General features: G+C 41.6%; 16 protein-coding genes and 1 pseudogene. 11 read left to right on the top strand and 6 right to left on the bottom strand.

From position 1 onward, the window contains the following. Positions 1-26 precede the first annotated feature (26 nt). Complete coding sequence (locus tag CR194_RS18530) at positions 27-1,478, top strand: glycoside hydrolase family 32 protein (protein WP_110611839.1); 1,452 nt, start codon at positions 27-29, stop codon at positions 1,476-1,478. Between the two features lie 65 nt (positions 1,479-1,543). Here CR194_RS18530 and CR194_RS18525 read toward each other — a convergent pair whose 3' ends face one another. Next, positions 1,544-1,906, bottom strand: coding sequence for a response regulator (locus tag CR194_RS18525; RefSeq protein WP_110611838.1), 363 nt, complete (start codon positions 1,904-1,906; stop codon positions 1,544-1,546). Between the two features lie 152 nt (positions 1,907-2,058). On the opposite strand from CR194_RS18525, the gene CR194_RS18520 reads away from it, so the two are divergent. The 5 genes and pseudogenes from CR194_RS18520 to CR194_RS18500 all read left to right on the top strand — a co-directional run bounded on the left by CR194_RS18520 (position 2,059) and on the right by CR194_RS18500 (position 7,688). Further along, positions 2,059-2,745 carry a DNA alkylation repair protein gene (locus CR194_RS18520; RefSeq protein WP_110611836.1) on the top strand — a complete coding sequence of 229 codons (687 nt, stop codon included), beginning with the start codon at positions 2,059-2,061 and terminating at the stop codon, positions 2,743-2,745. A gap of 7 nt (positions 2,746-2,752) precedes the next feature. Next, the gene (locus CR194_RS18515) at positions 2,753-3,448 is read left to right on the top strand and encodes a uracil-DNA glycosylase (RefSeq protein ID WP_110611834.1); all 696 of its coding nucleotides are present in this window, start codon (positions 2,753-2,755) and stop codon (positions 3,446-3,448) included. Positions 3,449-3,461: 13 nt separating this feature from the next. Next, positions 3,462-4,283 (top strand): aldo/keto reductase, encoded by an 822-nt coding sequence (locus tag CR194_RS18510; RefSeq protein ID WP_110611832.1) that lies wholly within the window; start codon positions 3,462-3,464, stop codon positions 4,281-4,283. A gap of 23 nt (positions 4,284-4,306) precedes the next feature. Continuing rightward, positions 4,307-5,185, top strand: a pseudogene (locus tag CR194_RS18505) (NAD(P)-dependent oxidoreductase); the annotation flags it as partial. Positions 5,186-5,513: 328 nt separating this feature from the next. After that, a complete protein-coding gene (locus CR194_RS18500; protein ID WP_110611831.1) occupies positions 5,514-7,688 on the top strand; it encodes a sensor histidine kinase in 2,175 nt (724 codons plus the stop codon). A gap of 334 nt (positions 7,689-8,022) precedes the next feature. On the opposite strand, the gene CR194_RS18495 is transcribed toward CR194_RS18500, so the two are convergent. Continuing rightward, positions 8,023-8,943, bottom strand: coding sequence for a nuclease-related domain-containing protein (locus CR194_RS18495; protein WP_110611829.1), 921 nt, complete (start codon positions 8,941-8,943; stop codon positions 8,023-8,025). Positions 8,944-9,182: 239 nt separating this feature from the next. Between CR194_RS18495 and CR194_RS18490 the strand changes: the two genes are divergently transcribed. The 3 genes from CR194_RS18490 to CR194_RS18480 all read left to right on the top strand — a co-directional run bounded on the left by CR194_RS18490 (position 9,183) and on the right by CR194_RS18480 (position 12,100). Beyond that, the gene (locus CR194_RS18490; RefSeq protein ID WP_233254424.1) at positions 9,183-9,857 is read left to right on the top strand and encodes an NAD(P)H-binding protein; all 675 of its coding nucleotides are present in this window, start codon (positions 9,183-9,185) and stop codon (positions 9,855-9,857) included. Positions 9,858-9,894: 37 nt separating this feature from the next. Further along, positions 9,895-11,685 (top strand): M3 family oligoendopeptidase, encoded by a 1,791-nt coding sequence (locus tag CR194_RS18485; RefSeq protein ID WP_110611825.1) that lies wholly within the window; start codon positions 9,895-9,897, stop codon positions 11,683-11,685. A gap of 88 nt (positions 11,686-11,773) precedes the next feature. Beyond that, positions 11,774-12,100: a YwdI family protein gene (locus tag CR194_RS18480; RefSeq protein ID WP_110611823.1), complete on the top strand. Its 327-nt coding sequence runs from the start codon at positions 11,774-11,776 to the stop codon at positions 12,098-12,100. 44 nt (positions 12,101-12,144) lie between these two features. Here CR194_RS18480 and CR194_RS18475 read toward each other — a convergent pair whose 3' ends face one another. Then, positions 12,145-12,801, bottom strand: coding sequence for a GNAT family N-acetyltransferase (locus CR194_RS18475; RefSeq protein WP_110611821.1), 657 nt, complete (start codon positions 12,799-12,801; stop codon positions 12,145-12,147). A 227-nt stretch (positions 12,802-13,028) separates the two neighbouring features. Here CR194_RS18475 and CR194_RS18470 point away from each other — a divergent pair, with 227 nt between their 5' ends. After that, entirely contained in the window at positions 13,029-13,331 is a 303-nt protein-coding gene (locus CR194_RS18470) for a hypothetical protein (protein ID WP_110611819.1), read from the top strand. Between the two features lie 123 nt (positions 13,332-13,454). Continuing rightward, entirely contained in the window at positions 13,455-13,826 is a 372-nt protein-coding gene (locus CR194_RS18465) for a DUF423 domain-containing protein (RefSeq protein WP_110611817.1), read from the top strand. A 69-nt stretch (positions 13,827-13,895) separates the two neighbouring features. On the opposite strand, the gene gerQ is transcribed toward CR194_RS18465, so the two are convergent. The 3 genes from gerQ to hemQ all read right to left on the bottom strand — a co-directional run bounded on the left by gerQ (position 13,896) and on the right by hemQ (position 15,840). Continuing rightward, positions 13,896-14,390, bottom strand: a complete 495-nt coding sequence (gene gerQ / locus CR194_RS18460; RefSeq protein ID WP_233254423.1) for a spore coat protein GerQ — start codon at positions 14,388-14,390, stop codon at positions 13,896-13,898. A gap of 33 nt (positions 14,391-14,423) precedes the next feature. Next, on the bottom strand, positions 14,424-14,855 hold the full coding sequence (locus CR194_RS18455; RefSeq protein ID WP_110611816.1) for a cell wall hydrolase: 432 nt from the start codon (positions 14,853-14,855) through the stop codon (positions 14,424-14,426). A gap of 241 nt (positions 14,856-15,096) precedes the next feature. Beyond that, positions 15,097-15,840: a hydrogen peroxide-dependent heme synthase gene (gene hemQ, locus CR194_RS18450; protein WP_110611813.1), complete on the bottom strand. Its 744-nt coding sequence runs from the start codon at positions 15,838-15,840 to the stop codon at positions 15,097-15,099. Positions 15,841-15,869: the final 29 nt, after the last annotated feature.

Raw genomic sequence — 15,869 nt, 5'->3', positions numbered from 1 at the left:
ATGAATATAAAGGAGCTCGCAATCTCATGACCGAAAAAGAACAGGAACTGCATAATCGCGCTTATGCAGAAGTAAAGAGACATCAACAGCAAGTCATGGCAGATCCTTACAGGCAGTCTTTTCATTTAATGCCGCCAGTGGGACTGCTAAACGACCCGAACGGTTGGATCCAATGGAATGGCACATATCACATGTTTTATCAATGGAATCCCTTTGCCGCTTCTCATGGAGCAAAATTCTGGGGGCACTATTCATCTACAGACATGGTGAATTGGACAGAGGAACCGATCGCACTGGCTCCTAGTGAGTGGTTTGAAAAGAATGGTTGCTATTCGGGAAGTGCGGTAGACGTAAATGGGCAATTGACGTTGATGTACACTGGGAACGTGAAAGATGAAAAAGGAAACCGTCAGTCTTATCAATGTGTGGCTACTTCAGATGATGGTGTGCACTTTGATAAGAAAGGTCCGGTTGTTGATGAACTTCCGGAAGGATATACCGCTCATTTTCGCGATCCGAAAGTATGGCAGGAAAATGGTCGATGGTATATGATCATTGGCGCTCAGACCGAGGATGAACAAGGACGGGCTCTGTTGTATCAATCGGAGGATTTCCAGACGTGGACATTTACAGGTCCACTAGCTGGAGCGGGGATTGGTCAAGTGGATTCATTTGGTTACATGTGGGAATGTCCGGACATGTTTTCTCTTGAGGGTAAAGATATCTTAATTGTATCGCCACAAGGGTTGGAACCTGAAGGAATGGTCTACCACAATAAATATCAAGCAGGCTATTTTATTGGGGAAGCGAATTTAAATGATCCTGTTTTTCATCACGGAGAGTTTACTGAACTTGATCGTGGATTCGAGTTTTATGCTCCTCAAACAACGGTAGACGACCGAGGTAGAAGGATTATTGTTGGTTGGATGGGTGTTCCAGAGCAAGATGAGGAAGACCATCCGACGATCGAGAACCAATGGGTTCATTGTTTAACGATTCCAAGAGAGCTTCATTTAAGTAACGGGCGACTCTTACAAAAACCAGTGGAAGAGTTAAAGCAGCTTCGACACACGCCGGTTCGCTTCGAACAAAAAGAGATTCATGCCAGAACGACTCAATTAGACGGAATAGCCGGCACTACGGTAGAACTGTTATTCGAAAATTTATCGACTGTTGGAGAGCTATTTGAATGGACGTTTCGAGGGGATGCGCGCCTGATCTATAATAAACAGGAGCGGATCATGACTCTAGAAAGAAAACATATTAAAACAAGACTAATGGAGCGGCGTCAGTGCTATGTGGAGCAATTGCATGATGTACAGATCTTTATGGACTCGTCTTCTCTTGAAATTTTTATTAATGGGGGCGAAGAAGTATTCACTTCGCGATACTTCCCTGATCCGTCTGACCAATCAATCACGATACGCAGCTCACAACCGGCAGCTATAACCGTACAAAAATGGGATTTAGACGTTTAATAGAAACGGAAAATAAGGAATGAAAAAGGTAGCACCGTATCATGCAGGTGCTACCTTTTGCTCTTTTATCTACTTAAAGCTTTTTCCAGTGCTTCTTTAATTCGGTTTTCATCAAAGGGTTTCACAATAAAATCAATCGCCCCTTTTTGAATGGCATCTACAACCATGTTTTGCTGACCCATGGCCGAACACATAACCACCTTGGCTTTTGGGTCTAATGACTTGATTTTATCGAGTGCATCAATTCCATTCATTTCAGGCATGGTGATGTCCATTGTTACTAAATCGGGACGGTGTTCACTATATAGGTCTACAGCTTGCTGACCGTTCTCTGCTTCACCAACCACTTCGTAGCCGGCATCTGTTACCATTTTCTTAAGCGTCATTCTCATGAAAGCGGCGTCATCAGTAATTAATAATTTTGCCATCTCTTCCTTCCTCCTGTCCCTTACTTTTGATCTAGTTTAATGATTCGCATTCTTAAAATATAGTATGAAAGTTTTAGTAAGTCAATGGGAATATACTATCTAAAGTACTTGTTATTTTGCATATAACTTGAAAAAGAATAGGGGTACCAGTGATGTGTACAGATATACTTGTCGATATTTTTTCTAAAAACCGAGACGTTGATCAGGCAAAATCAATGGAGAAATATATGAGGCATCATTTTTCCTTTCTTGGAATTAAGACTCCTCAACGAAAAATATTATTACGAAAGTTTTACGACCGATCAGGCATATTGAAGGAGTCAGACTTACCTTTGACGTTTATCAAAGAAGCCTGGGCTCTTCCTGAGAGGGAGTACCACTATGCGGTGTTGTCTCTCCTAGTAAGGAGGCCTCAATGGCTTAAAGAGGAGCATTTGCCTTTGCTTGAAGAGTTAATTAAGACAAATGCATGGTGGGACAGTGTGGACACGCTGGCTTCCAACATTATTGGTCCTTTTCTCCGTGGAAAGCCTGTGCTAACTGAAAAGGCGGTAGATAAGTGGAAAATTCATGATAACATGTGGCTGAGAAGAACGGCCATTTTACATCAATTGAAATATAAACAGCACACGAATGAAGAACTTTTGTACCAAGTGATTCTCTTGAACCGAACCGAAAAAGAGTTTTTTATTCAAAAGGCGATTGGTTGGGCATTGAGAGAGTATTCTAAAACAAACCCTGTTTCTGTAAAGGCATTTATTGAATCGGAACAGTTAGCACCATTAAGTGTGAGAGAAGGATTAAAGCACCTGAAACGCGAAACAGTAAACAAGGGGTGAATCGCGTATGATTCCATTAAACAATGATTGGCAAGAACATTTACAGAGCGAATTTGAAAAAACATATTATTTACAGTTGCGAGAGTTTCTAAAGCAAGAATATTTGGAACAGGATGTATACCCCTCTATGCACGACATTTTCAATGCATTACATAGTACGCCATATGAACAGACGAAAGTTGTCATTATTGGACAGGACCCTTACCATGGACCGGGTCAAGCCCATGGTTTAAGTTTCTCAGTGCAACCAGGCATGAACGTGCCTCCCTCATTAAAGAATATCTATAAGGAACTGCACGAAGATTTGGGATTTCCAGTCCCTCAGCATGGTTTTTTGCAAAAATGGGCGGACGAAGGGGTGCTATTACTGAATGATGTTTTGACGGTGAGAGCAAGAACACCTCAATCTCATAAAGGGCAAGGGTGGGAAATGTTCACCGATGAAGTGATTAAACGTTTGAATGAACGGAAACAGTCGGTTGTGTTTATCTTATGGGGGAAGCGTGCCCAAGTGAAAGGGAAGCTTGTCACTCAAGATCATCACTACATCATTCAGTCGCCCCATCCAAGTCCTTTCGCTGCCCATCGAGGGTTTTACGGAAGCAGACCTTTTTCAAGAGCGAATGACTTTCTAAAAAGCATCGGTCAAAAAGAAGTAGATTGGGAACTACCTGTGCATTGGAATGAAATGAAATCAACTTGAGGAGGAAACAATCATGAACATTCGTTCAACAACAACATTAAATAACGGCGTTACCATGCCTTGGTTAGGCCTTGGCGTTTACAAGGCGGAAGAGGGAGATGAAGTCGTTCGGGCGGTCCAAGAAGCTTTAATTGCAGGATACCGCAGCATTGATACAGCCTCTTTTTACCAAAATGAAGAAGGAGTTGGACGGGCGATTGCACAGTCTGATGTGCCGCGGGATGAGATCTTCATCACGACAAAAGTTTGGAATGACGATCAAGGTTACAATGAAACTCTCGCTGCATTTGAGCAGAGCCGACGTAAGCTAGGAGTAGATGTGATTGACTTGTATTTAATCCACTGGCCAGTGACAGGCAAATTCAAAGACACGTGGAGGGCGATGGAGAAATTGTATGAAGACGGAAAAGTTCGGGCCATTGGTGTCAGTAATTTTCTCGTTCATCATTTAGAAAACCTGTTAGAGAACGCAACGGTTGTTCCTGCAGTGAATCAAGTAGAATATCACCCTTGGCTTTCTCAACCAGACCTGTACGATTTTTGTAAGGGAAAGGGTATTCAAGTGGAAGCGTGGAGCCCGTTGACTAGAGGGCGAAAGTTTGACGATTTGCAACTGAAAGAAATTGCCGAAAGACATGGCAAAACACCTGCTCAAGTGTTGATTCGGTGGGATTTGCAAAATGAGGTCGTCACAATTCCAAAGTCAGTGACGAAAGAGCGAATTCAAGCAAACACAGAGGTATTTGATTTTCAGTTATCAGAGACGGAAATGGACGTATTAAATGAATGCAACGAAGGGTTACGTTTTGGTCCTCATCCAGATGAGTTTGTCTAAGTCTAAAAGAAGAGAGGGAGAGCACCGTGGATAAAAAGTCGATTGGATTTATTGGAACAGGTGTCATGGGGAAAAGTATGGTCCGCCATTTAATGAAAGGCGGCCATGATCTGTATGTTTACAATCGGACGAAAAGAAAAGCGGAAGATCTTTTGAAAGAAGGGGCTCGCTGGTGTGACTCTGTTGTAAAATTGGCAGAATCTGTTGATGTGGTGATCACCATTGTTGGCTATCCCCATGATGTTGAGGAAGTATATTTGGGCGACGATGGGATTATCAACCATGCAAAGGCAGGGACGTATATCATTGATATGACTACATCTAAGCCGAATTTGGCTAAACACCTTTTCGAAGAAGGAGAGAAACGTAATCTTCATACCTTGGATGCCCCTGTATCCGGCGGGGATATCGGAGCTCGGGATGCCAACTTGACAATTATGGTCGGTGGAGTAGAAGAGGCTTTTATAGAGATGAAGCAAATTTTCGAGCTTATGGGCTCTAATATACGTCTTCAAGGCCCGGCTGGAGCTGGCCAATTCACGAAGATGGCCAATCAAATAGCGATTGCTGGTACGATGATGGGTGTCAGTGAAGCGATGGCTTATGCGAAAAAGGCAGGACTCGATCAAGAGCAAGTGCTTGCTTCGATTGAAACAGGAGCGGCAGGGAGTTTTACGATGTCTAAACTGGCTCCCCGAATGATTAAAGGGGATTTCGCTCCCGGTTTTTATATGAAGCATTTTATTAAAGATATGACGATTGCCATAGATTCGGCTGAAGAAATGGGGTTGAAAACTCCTGGTCTTGTAGTCGCTAAGAGGTTGTACCAAGAACTGGCTGAAAAAGGCGAAGGGGATTCAGGAACCCAAGCACTCTACAAGTATTATATGGAAAATGGATGAGTTATATAGAAGAGACCTTCACATGTAATGTGAGGGTCTCTTTTTAGTACGCCGTTTAAATCTACTACACGAAAGGGAGTGAAGGACGATTTTCTCTAATTTTATGACTAGGGTACTATTGGTTTAAATGGAATAAATATAATTCCCTGTTCACAAAAATATTAAACTCTTATAAGATGAGCGGATGTGTATAAACTATATCCTTTCAGTAAAAATATCGGTATAATATATTTATCGACATTCGTTTGCAAAATTTGTCGTAATTGATCGATTTAAGTTTTTTTACTTTAGAATTGATATTTATAGAAATGAATAAGGGGACTTAAACATGTTTCACACGTTAAGGTCAAAATTACTAGTGTTTTTTTTATTAATTGCTATTTTACCGATGATTGTGGTCGGTTTTATTAGTTATACAACCCAAAAGCAGGAAATGACGAATCATGCAGAGAGATCACTTTCCATACAAACGTCAAATATGACAGATGAAATATCGCGATTTCTGAAAGAACGGGTCAATGATACAGAGTACTTATCTAAAAATCCCGTGATGATGGACCCTTCCAGCTCGCTGTTGGAAATCCGTGATCAAATGTATTATTTTTTAGATATTCATGATATTTATGACGATGCGTATCTTTTAAACACGGAAGGGATCGTCATCGGAGATATTGAAAATGAAGTTATTGGTGAAGATATCAGTGACCGCCCGTGGTTTGCCGAAGCTATGAAGGGTCAGACGTTTATGTCGGATATCTATTATTCTTCTATTCTCAACGAGCCAGCTCTTGTAGTGGCTGCACCGGTGTATGATATAAATCAAGATATTATTGGCGTGATATCCCCTTCATTTGACCTAAGTAACCTGTACAACATGTTAGAAGGATATACAAATGAGCAACAAGACAATGGCTGGGGAGGGTATACTTTCCTTCTGAATGAACTGGGAGAAGTGATTTCTCATCCAGATCTATCCAAAGTTCTTGGTGTCAATTACCTTGATAGACAAGGTTTTTCAAAGGAGAGGTTGGATCTCTTAGTTGACCAACGTGAGATCATTGAAGCGAGCGATGGAGAAGTACATTCTTTCTCTAAAATAGAATCGTTTCCCGGTTTTGATCAAGAGTGGTATGTAGGGGTAGCGGTTGAAGAATCAGAGCTTTACGCTTCTTTGAATGATTTATTACTTCGCTATTTAATATCATTTGCCGTGTTAATTTTCCTGTTGACCTTTGCTGTATATCGTTTGTCCGATTATATCGTTCGGCCAGTCAGCCAACTCGTTGAAACAACAAGAACCTTCGCTGATGGGGAGCGGAAAGATTGGAAGTACGTGAGTGCATATGAAGAAGTAAACCATTTGAATGCTACGTTTGACCGAATGACCAAACAGTTGGAAGACAGAGAAAACGCCCATAAGAAGTCGACCATGGTACTTGAAACAACCGACAATGGAGTGTTCGCCCTTGACCGTCACACAAAGCAAATCACTTTATTTAACAGGATGTGCGAGAAAGTTTTCCAACACGATAAGAAGTATGTCATCGGAACGACGCTTGATCACTTGATGAAGCAATCAAAGCCGTTTATGAATTTCGTAAACACTAGCAATCTTGAAATGTTCTTGGAAAAAAAGGAAAAAGGTAGTCAGTTTGAAATGGAATGTACATTCAACGGAGAACTGAAAACATATTTTCTAAGTATTTCTACTTTACCTAAGTTAGAAGGTGAAGGTATTCACGACGAATTACTAGTCGTGTTCTATGATTTAACCGAAAAAAGAGAGATGGAAAGAGAACTTCTCCGTTCTGAGAAATTAAAAGTAGTTGGAGAAATGTCTGCTGGTTTTGCCCATGAGATACGTAATCCGTTAACAACTATAAAAGGGTTTATCCAGCTATTTAATGAACAGGATAGAGAAGATAATTTGAAGTATTATCCTATAGTTATAGAAGAAATTGATAGGATCAATAAGATCATGAATGAACTATTGAACATCGCGAACCCGAACCCATCTAACGAAAAAACGAATGTAGATGTGGAGGATATTCTTCAGGACATCGTATTATTACAAGAGTCTCAAATGAAGAAAAATCACATTGAGCTTGAGACATTTCTTCATGGGAACCTCCCGGAATTACACATGAATAGAGATAAAATGAAGCAAGTGCTGATCAATTTAATCCAGAATGGAATAGAAGCGATGCCCGATGGAGGAAGGATGAATATACGCACTTATCTAGAGGGCGAGGAAGCTGACAAGGTCGTGATGATTTCTATCGAGGATACCGGAGCAGGAATGGATCGCGAGACAGTGGAAAAGTTGGGGACGCCCTTTTACACAACGAAAGAAACTGGCACAGGACTAGGGTTAACGGTCAGTTACAGTGTCGTTGAAGACATGAATGGATCGATAAACGTATCTTCTGAAAAAGGAAAAGGGACCACCTTTACTATTTGTCTTCCGGTACAAGCGGATGGGGAAGCTTGTGAAGTCGAATAAATACTGGAACAGACCTGGGGGAAACCCAGGTCTGTTTTTAGTTTTTTATTGATATCGGTAGAAACCGAGAGAGTGAAAGAGAAAAGAAGTCGATAAAATAGTTTATCGGTAGAAACTGAGGGAGCGAGAGAGAAAAGAAGTCGATAAATGGTTTTATCGGTAGAAACCGAAGGAGTGAGAATGAAAAGAAGTCGATAAATGGTTTTATCGGTAGAAACCGAGAGAGCGAGAATGAAAAGAGGTCGAAAACCGATTTTATCGGTAAAAACCACGAGGCTAAGAGTAAAAAGAGGTCGATTACCCCTTCACACTCACAATAAGAACGAAATAATTACTAGTTTTTATTCTTGAAAGAGGTTCCTTTTCCATAACCTACAGGATCAAAGTGTTTCACTAACACATTTCTAATAGATCTTTTGGAGCAAATCCCATCTACCCATTCGTGGATGATGAAAGTGGTGAGAGATTTTTCAGAGAAAAGGAATTGGAACTCTTTGATCGATCGAAGAAGACTAATCGAACTCTTTTCAGTATATTTGCAAACGTCACAAGCTATTTTGTTCTTCAAGGAGATCATAAACCTTTGACATATAGGACAAGGAATCCCTTTGCGAAGCAATTGAAATTCATAGTGAGGTAATCTCACGAAAGGTGATCGGTCGATATGCAAAGAGGACAGTTTATTTGCTATTTCATAGTGTTTATTTGAGAGTTTACCTGTTGCGTTGTTTAATTTTCGAATGAGTGAGGGAATTTGGGTTGGTAATATTAATGGAAGCTCTAGCGGGGCTTGGAGTAAGGTGAATTCTTCATGTGGGAAGATGACGAAAGGCACTACATTGCTAAGGAAAAAACGTAGCTGATGGAGTAGTTGTTTAAACAGAGTTTCACACCTTTCCAGTTGAAGAACTGGGTCTTTTGTTTCGTTTTTTGGTTGCGCATACCACTTACCGCTCTGTGAATCGATATAGTAGTTCCCTTTTAAATATTTTACTTCGCAAAGATACATTGATGCAGGAGCTATCACTAGTGTATCAATCTGAAAATAGGATAGATTCACTTTTAAAAGAAGGTCATGCAAGATAAGGACGTCAGACGTCACGTTTTCCAACCATTGGTCGAAACACGTTTCTCCAGTGTATCCTTTCTCTAAGTTCTCATAGTGAAAAGCAAGTTCCGGGGAGAACTTCATTCGACGTTTAAGTAAACGTAACATGTTTAATTCATAAGAAATTGTGCGAGGTTTTATTAACATGAGGGATCATCCTATCTGTTTTTAGTGGGGGATAATAAATAAGCGAAAATTAGAGGGAAGAGCACTCAAAGGGAGCAAGTGGAGCGCATTTCCTAATTAATCATAATTTATTGCTCATTATTTCACAAGAGTAATTCAGAACTTTAAAGACTCCACTCGTTTCCAACCGGATCGTTTCATTTTTCAGTCTATTCATGGTACATTGGAAACAATATGGAGAAAAGGAAGAGGTGGACAAGTTGAAAAAAGCATTAGTGGCTGGGGCAACAGGGTTAGTTGGCAGACATGTTGTGAAAGAGCTGATTAACAGTAAAAAATATGATGAGATTCATCTTGTGACAAGACGACGAACGCCTTTTTACAAGCATCCTCTCGTTCAAGAACACCTGATTTCTTTTGATGAGTTGGATCAGATCGATGAGGTCTTTGAGAAAGTGAACGACGTCTTTGTAACACTCGGAACGACAATGAAGCAGGCGAAATCCCATCAAGCGTTTATTAAAGTTGATTATACTTATCCGATAAAACTAGCTGAAATGGCTAAAAAATATCATACAGATCGCTTCTTATTGGTTTCAGCCATGGGAGCAGACCGAGAATCCCGTTTTTTCTACAATCGAGTGAAAGGGACGCTTGAAGAAGGGCTGATGACGATGAAGTTACCGGCGCTACATATATTTAGGCCATCCTTATTAATTGGTGAACGCTACGAGTTTCGTGCTGGAGAAAAGTCGGCGGAATGGTTGAGTAAACCCTTGTCTTTCTTTCTTATAGGTTCTTTGAAAAAGTTCAAGCCAGTCAAAGGATCACACGTCGCTGCCTCCATGTATGAAGTGGCTCAGCAAGACAGTCCAGGAACACACATTTACGAATCAGATCAGATCCGTCATTTAGGTCACGTGCTTAAAGCGTAATCGTACTACCAATACTCTAAAAAAGTGAGGTCATATCATGAGTGAAAAAGGGCAAAAGTATAGTGAAGTCTGGAATTTAGATACGATTTTTCCCGGGGGGAGTCAGTCCGAGGAGTTCAAGCAGCACCTAAAAGAGCTAGAGACGGAGCTGAACACTTTCCAGAAAAACCTGGACGAAACAAATAGTGCAGATGTGGCTGTCTGGGCTAAATTTGTAAATGACGCCCAAGAGGTGGGGAAAAAAGCTCGGGAAGCAGGTGCGTTTATAAGCTGTTTAACGGCTCAAGACGTGAACGATGATGAGGCAAAGTTACTAGCTGGAAAAGTAAAACAACTGTCGACGAAATATGCCTCGATCATGACGTCGATCGATGAACAGTTGCTTGCTTTTAATGATGAACAGTGGGAAGCGTTCATCAGCCAAGATGACATGTTGCCGATTTTATTTAATTTAAACGAGCGCCGCACAAACGCTAAAGAGAAGCTTCCTGCAGATAAAGAAAAGCTGATCCAAAGTTTGTCTATTGATGGCTATCAAGCATGGGGGGACATGTATAATGTCATCGTCGGCAGAATGAAAGTGAATATAGAAGAAGATGGAGAAAAGAAATCCCTGTCTGTAGGACAAGCTTCAAATAAGCTTTCTGATAAAAACAGAAAAGTAAGAAAGCATGTATTTGAACAGTTTGAACAAGCATGGGCCGATGAATCGGAGCTTTTCTCCAATACGCTCAATCATTTGGCTGGCTTCCGTCTGGAAACTTACAACGCCCGAGGGTGGGACGAAGTATTAAAAGAGCCGTTGCAAATCAACCGGATGAAAAAGGAAACGTTGGACGTGATGTGGGAGACGATCACCAAGAATAAAGACAGTTTCGTTAAATATATGAACAGAAAAGCGGATATGTTAGGATTAGAGAAGCTTGATATGTATGACATTAACGCCCCTTTAACTGAAAACGTAGCAGAAGTGAGCTATGACGAAGCAGCTGAGATGATCGTTGAGCAATTCAGAGCATTCAGTCCAAAAATGGCTCAGTTCGCACAAAAAGCTTTTGATGAGAGATGGATTGAAGCTGAAAGCCGTGACGGTAAGCGTCCAGGTGGATTTTGTACAAGTTTTCCTATTAAAGAAGAATCACGTATATTTATGACGTATGACGGCTCCGCTTCAAACGTGGCCACACTTGCTCATGAATTAGGCCACGCTTACCATCAGCACGTTATGAACGATCTTCCACAACTTTCTCAGCGGTATGCTATGAACGTAGCCGAAACAGCTTCTACCTTTGCTGAAATGATTGTATCAGATGCAACCGTCAAGGCGGCGAAAACGGATGAGGAAAAGATTCAACTGTTAGATGATAAACTAAATCGAAGTGTAGCTTTCTTTATGAATATTCATTCGCGCTTCTTGTTTGAAACGAGATTTTACGAAGAGCGTAAAAACGGACTAGTCAGTAAAGAACGATTGAATGAACTCATGGTCGACGCACAAAAAGAAGCTTACTGTGACGCTCTTGGAGAATACTCACCAAGCTTTTGGGCATCGAAACTTCATTTCCATATTACTGGCGTGCCATTCTACAACTTCCCGTATACGTTTGGATACTTGTTCAGCTTGGGTATTTATGCGAAAGCAGCTCAAGAAGGAGCCGCTTTTGAAGAAAAGTATATTGAACTCTTGCGTGACACTGGCCGTCTTGAAGTAGAAGATTTGGCGAAAAAGCACTTGAACGTGGACTTGACTCAACCAAATTTCTGGCAAGATGCGATCGACTTCTTGAAACAAGACTTAGACACGTTCATGGAGTTAACGAACAAATAAGGTAACATCTTCTCTCGGCTGGGCAGTAGCAAGATCATAGCTGACAAAAACCAGCAGAGCTATATGCTAAAGAAAGGGGGAGAGGCCGATGGAAATCCCTGCAAAGCTCGTCGTTCGAAAAATGGAAGAAGAGCTAATGAAGCTAAAAGGGTCTCTCGATGAGACAACACCAAACTCTTACCGGGATCATGCCCAAGCGTTGAAAACGTATTGCGACTTGCTGCTTGATTCAGGCAGTTCTCATTTACAAGCCCCGGCTAAAGTTCAACACGCTTCTGTAGATGAGGTTACTAGAAGGATGTCGGAAGGTTTCACTGATACAAAGACTAAAACAGAGTCTGTTCAAGATAGGAAGAAAACCCCGATTTATGATGAAGGGGACAATCCTAAAAGCGATAGTCTTTTTGACTTCTAGCTATGAACAGCATGTGAAAAGGGAAAGATAAAAAGAGGACGACTCTAAAACTGAGTCGCCCTCTTTTTGCTGTATTTTCTTTTGCTAGGATTTTTCCATTCCACCATCACTGCATAATTCAATGATTCATTGTCATCCACATAATTTGGAATAATTTGTACAGGAGTTAACCCTTGCCCGAGCATAAATGATAAAACAAGATCTTTTAATTCTCCGGACACCACGCGGTCGACGTACTGCCCCACGGTCAGCTTGTCAGCAAATCGGTAATAACCAGGAATGCGACACCCTGCAATATATCGGTCTAATCCGAGGTCGATGACCAATTGCTTTCTCGCTTCATAGAGAGCCTTTGCTATGCCTTTCCCTCGAAAATCAGGCCTGACGCAAATATCTATCCCATATAGCGTATCTCCATTCGGCTCATGTGTTTGTCGTATATACCCTTGATCAGCTATGTCTTCCCATGAATGATCGGAACTATCGAAGGTTGTGATCAAGGAAGTGGCGGAACCTGCTACTTTTCCATTCCACAAAGCGAGCATGGCTCCTTCAGGAAAAGTCTCAACGTGAGCATGAATTTGCTCTAACGACCACCAAAGCTCGGCTGGGAAAGGTGGAGGAAAAGCTTCTTTTTGAATGTGGAGCAGGTCATTGTAGTCCGTAGATGTATAAGGCCGAACAGTGATATTTTCAGTCATTCCGATCAGTCCCTTGTTCTAGATTAGTTCAATTATAGAAGAACATCCGTTTATGACGCAAAGAAACAGGCACATATTTTTCTTGGAAAAATCACAGGCTATTCTTAGGGCGTCAACATTGGTTGCAAAAGGTATCGCCCATCCCTTCGCGGACTTGTTCTGATTTTCCAAAGGCGATAAAAACAAACGGAGCTGACTAAACCATTTCAAAGGAAGGTGGAGCGTGGATGTTACAAAATTTCGGATTCATAGGTGTACCGATATTCTTCAGATATTTAGGAAATAATGAAGGAGAAATGAAGCTGGAGAATGAGCGTTATGAAATGTTTGTCAACGGGGAATATATTGGAGAACATACGCTATATGCTGAAAAGGAAGAAGCGACGGATATTGGTGATTTTCTCGATCACCAAGGGTATCACCACGTGCAAATAGATGTTGAGGGTGACCATATCATGATTCATTGTCAAGATAAATCGGAAGCTGACCGTGTGGAACAAGCGCTTCGTGTGTTTATTCATAATCGCTAATTTTTGTTCTATTGGAACAAAGCTGTGGTGAGAAGGAAGTCCCTTTTCTGTTTGTCTTAGGATATGGTATGCTCTTCCATATGAAGATTGGATAGCATGACTGTCCTTGAAAGGAGAAAAAGGATGAAATTATTTTTATTGTTAGGAAGTATCAATGCTTTTTTGTTTGTAGCACTAGGGGCTTTCGGGGCACACGCTCTAAAGGATCGGTTAGAAACAAATGGATATTTAGAAACATTCCAAACAGGCGTGCAATACCATATGATTCATGCGTTAGCTCTGATAGCGGTAGCAATCCTTACAAAATACTTGTCTGCTACAGGGCTTGTCCATGGAGCAGGTTGGGCCTTTTTGATTGGAATTATTTTGTTTTCAGGTAGTCTTTATGCCTTGAGTTTAACGGGAATCCGAGTATTAGGGGCCATTACCCCAATCGGAGGACTTGCTTTTCTTGTAGGCTGGGCGCTATTATTTGTTGCAGCGTGGATCGATTAATGAAAAACCATCGCCATTGTAAAAACAAACGGCGATGGTTTTTGTATTGTGGGTAAAGCTTTACTTCTCTTATCTGGGCGAGTACGTTCCCATTTGTCCAGGGGCCAAATTGTTAAATGGATAGTCGTACTCGATTTCCTCATCAAATGTGACGTAATCAAGGTTGACCATCAAGAGTAAGTACCGTTTATCGGTCTGCGGGTCACTAATGATGATATGATCCCGTCCTGCTGCTTCTATCACCCCTTTGAAAATCTTGGCATTCCATTTATCATTATTTTCATAAGTCAAGTAAAACGTACCGACGCGGCCCCGGTTGAGGCGGAGGATATTTTCAATATAAGATTGTTCAATGGGCAACATACCAGGTGTGGCTTGGCTAGGTAAAAAAGGTGAATGCTGTTGCTGCGCAAATTGTGGTTGAGGGGGCATGGGCGTACCTGGTTGATATTGGAACGGTTGTTGTTGAAAAGGCTGTTGTTGCATCTGTGAAAAACCACTCGGCTGTTGGCCGCTTCCATAATCACCATATCCTGATTGAGATGGACCTTGTTGAGAATACATCTGATCACTCCTTTAAGTAAGACTGAGAATCAATTAATAAACTGTGTATACAGAAGGACAATCACTTGGTAATGGGGCGAAGAAGCAGTGTAACTTATATCGTCCTGTGTTCCATTGCCCCCACCATTGTTCAGGACAAGGTCCATCTGGTCTGAAAAACCATAAATCAAACTCACCTGGTACGAACCTTTCACCTTGTACGAGTCTTCTGGCTAAACGTCTATCCCTCTCTCTAGCACGTTGATAGAAATACCCTTTTTGTGTAGCTTCAAATCCTCCTGGAGATTGATACACCATGCGTGGGACAGTATTAATATCCACGAAATCAAGACATCTGGCACGTACACGATTTACCATCACGTTCCCCGCACTGAGCATTCCTTGTTCACCTTCGCCTTCAGCTTCAGCCCGCATTAAACGTGCTAATAAATCAATATCGTTTTCTCTTGCTTTAATAACAGCCAAGTGCCCACCCCCTTTACGACACCTCAACAACCTATAGACGTTGGCTTTAACATACAGATAATACACATGATGCCACCATCTACGCTAATGCCATTGTATGTATGAAGATGCTAGGCTATGACAATAAAAATGAGAAAAGGTAGTTATGAGGGGGCATGCTACGCAGCACGACCGAACCTGCAGCCGCCACGCCAACCAACAAAAAAACCTGGCCGCATTCTGGCCAGGTCAGGTCACCACTTTAAACATATAAAAATGGCTTAATCTTATCGTCATCAAGCAAGGTTCCAACGTAGAATGAACCGAATTCGCCGTAACGAGCGCTTACTTCGTCAAATCTCATTTCATAGACAAGCTTTTTGAACTGAAGGACGTCATGGGCGAACAATGTTACGCCCCACTCCCAATCGTCGAAGCCAACGGATCCGGAAATGATCTGACGGACTTTGCCTGCATAGCTGCGACCAATCATGCCGTGACTGCGCATCATTGTCTGGCGATCTTCCATTGGAAGCATATACCAGTTGTCGTTTCCTTGCCGGCGCTTGTCCATTGGGTAGAAACAAACATAAGGCCATTTCGGTAAAATAGGCTTTAGGCGAGCTTGGATTTCAGGGTCTTGATCAGGATCTTTATCTGCAGGTAAGTAATTACTTAATTCAACGACAGAAACGTAAGAATACGTTGGGATGGTGAACTCTGCCAACCTCGTTTTGTTAAAGGCATTTTCCAGTTCATTAAGTTCATCCATTGTAGGACGAAGCAACATGATCATGAAATCTGCTTTTTGACCTAAGATCGAATAAAGACCGTGACTTCCTTCAAACTTGGATTGTGTCACATCCCATTTCGCTAGAAGTTTCAAAAATTCAGCAATGACGGCTTCTCGCTCATCAGAAGAAATTTTCTTCCACTCCGCCCAGTTCATTTTCCTACAATCGTGTAATACGTACCAACCATCTAGTGTCTTTGCCGGTTCAGCCATTTACATCCACTCCATTTCGTCAACAATAA

This window comes from Salipaludibacillus keqinensis (assembly GCF_003226325.1).
Classification (GTDB): domain Bacteria; phylum Bacillota; class Bacilli; order Bacillales; family Salisediminibacteriaceae; genus Salipaludibacillus; species Salipaludibacillus keqinensis.
The sequence above is the reverse complement of the archived record's forward strand: the minus strand, read 5'-3'. Positions and strand labels throughout refer to the sequence as shown.

Coding starts and splice junctions, on each gene's coding strand:
- CR194_RS18530 (WP_110611839.1), top strand. CDS start 27: ATGACCGAAAAAGAACAGGAACTGCATAATCGCGCTTATGCAGAAGTA.
- CR194_RS18525 (WP_110611838.1), bottom strand. CDS start 1,906: ATGGCAAAATTATTAATTACTGATGACGCCGCTTTCATGAGAATGACG.
- CR194_RS18520 (WP_110611836.1), top strand. CDS start 2,059: ATGTGTACAGATATACTTGTCGATATTTTTTCTAAAAACCGAGACGTT.
- CR194_RS18515 (WP_110611834.1), top strand. CDS start 2,753: ATGATTCCATTAAACAATGATTGGCAAGAACATTTACAGAGCGAATTT.
- CR194_RS18510 (WP_110611832.1), top strand. CDS start 3,462: ATGAACATTCGTTCAACAACAACATTAAATAACGGCGTTACCATGCCT.
- CR194_RS18500 (WP_110611831.1), top strand. CDS start 5,514: ATGTTTCACACGTTAAGGTCAAAATTACTAGTGTTTTTTTTATTAATT.
- CR194_RS18495 (WP_110611829.1), bottom strand. CDS start 8,943: ATGTTAATAAAACCTCGCACAATTTCTTATGAATTAAACATGTTACGT.
- CR194_RS18485 (WP_110611825.1), top strand. CDS start 9,895: ATGAGTGAAAAAGGGCAAAAGTATAGTGAAGTCTGGAATTTAGATACG.
- CR194_RS18480 (WP_110611823.1), top strand. CDS start 11,774: ATGGAAATCCCTGCAAAGCTCGTCGTTCGAAAAATGGAAGAAGAGCTA.
- CR194_RS18475 (WP_110611821.1), bottom strand. CDS start 12,801: ATGACTGAAAATATCACTGTTCGGCCTTATACATCTACGGACTACAAT.
- CR194_RS18470 (WP_110611819.1), top strand. CDS start 13,029: ATGTTACAAAATTTCGGATTCATAGGTGTACCGATATTCTTCAGATAT.
- CR194_RS18465 (WP_110611817.1), top strand. CDS start 13,455: ATGAAATTATTTTTATTGTTAGGAAGTATCAATGCTTTTTTGTTTGTA.
- gerQ (WP_233254423.1), bottom strand. CDS start 14,390: ATGTATTCTCAACAAGGTCCATCTCAATCAGGATATGGTGATTATGGA.
- hemQ (WP_110611813.1), bottom strand. CDS start 15,840: ATGGCTGAACCGGCAAAGACACTAGATGGTTGGTACGTATTACACGAT.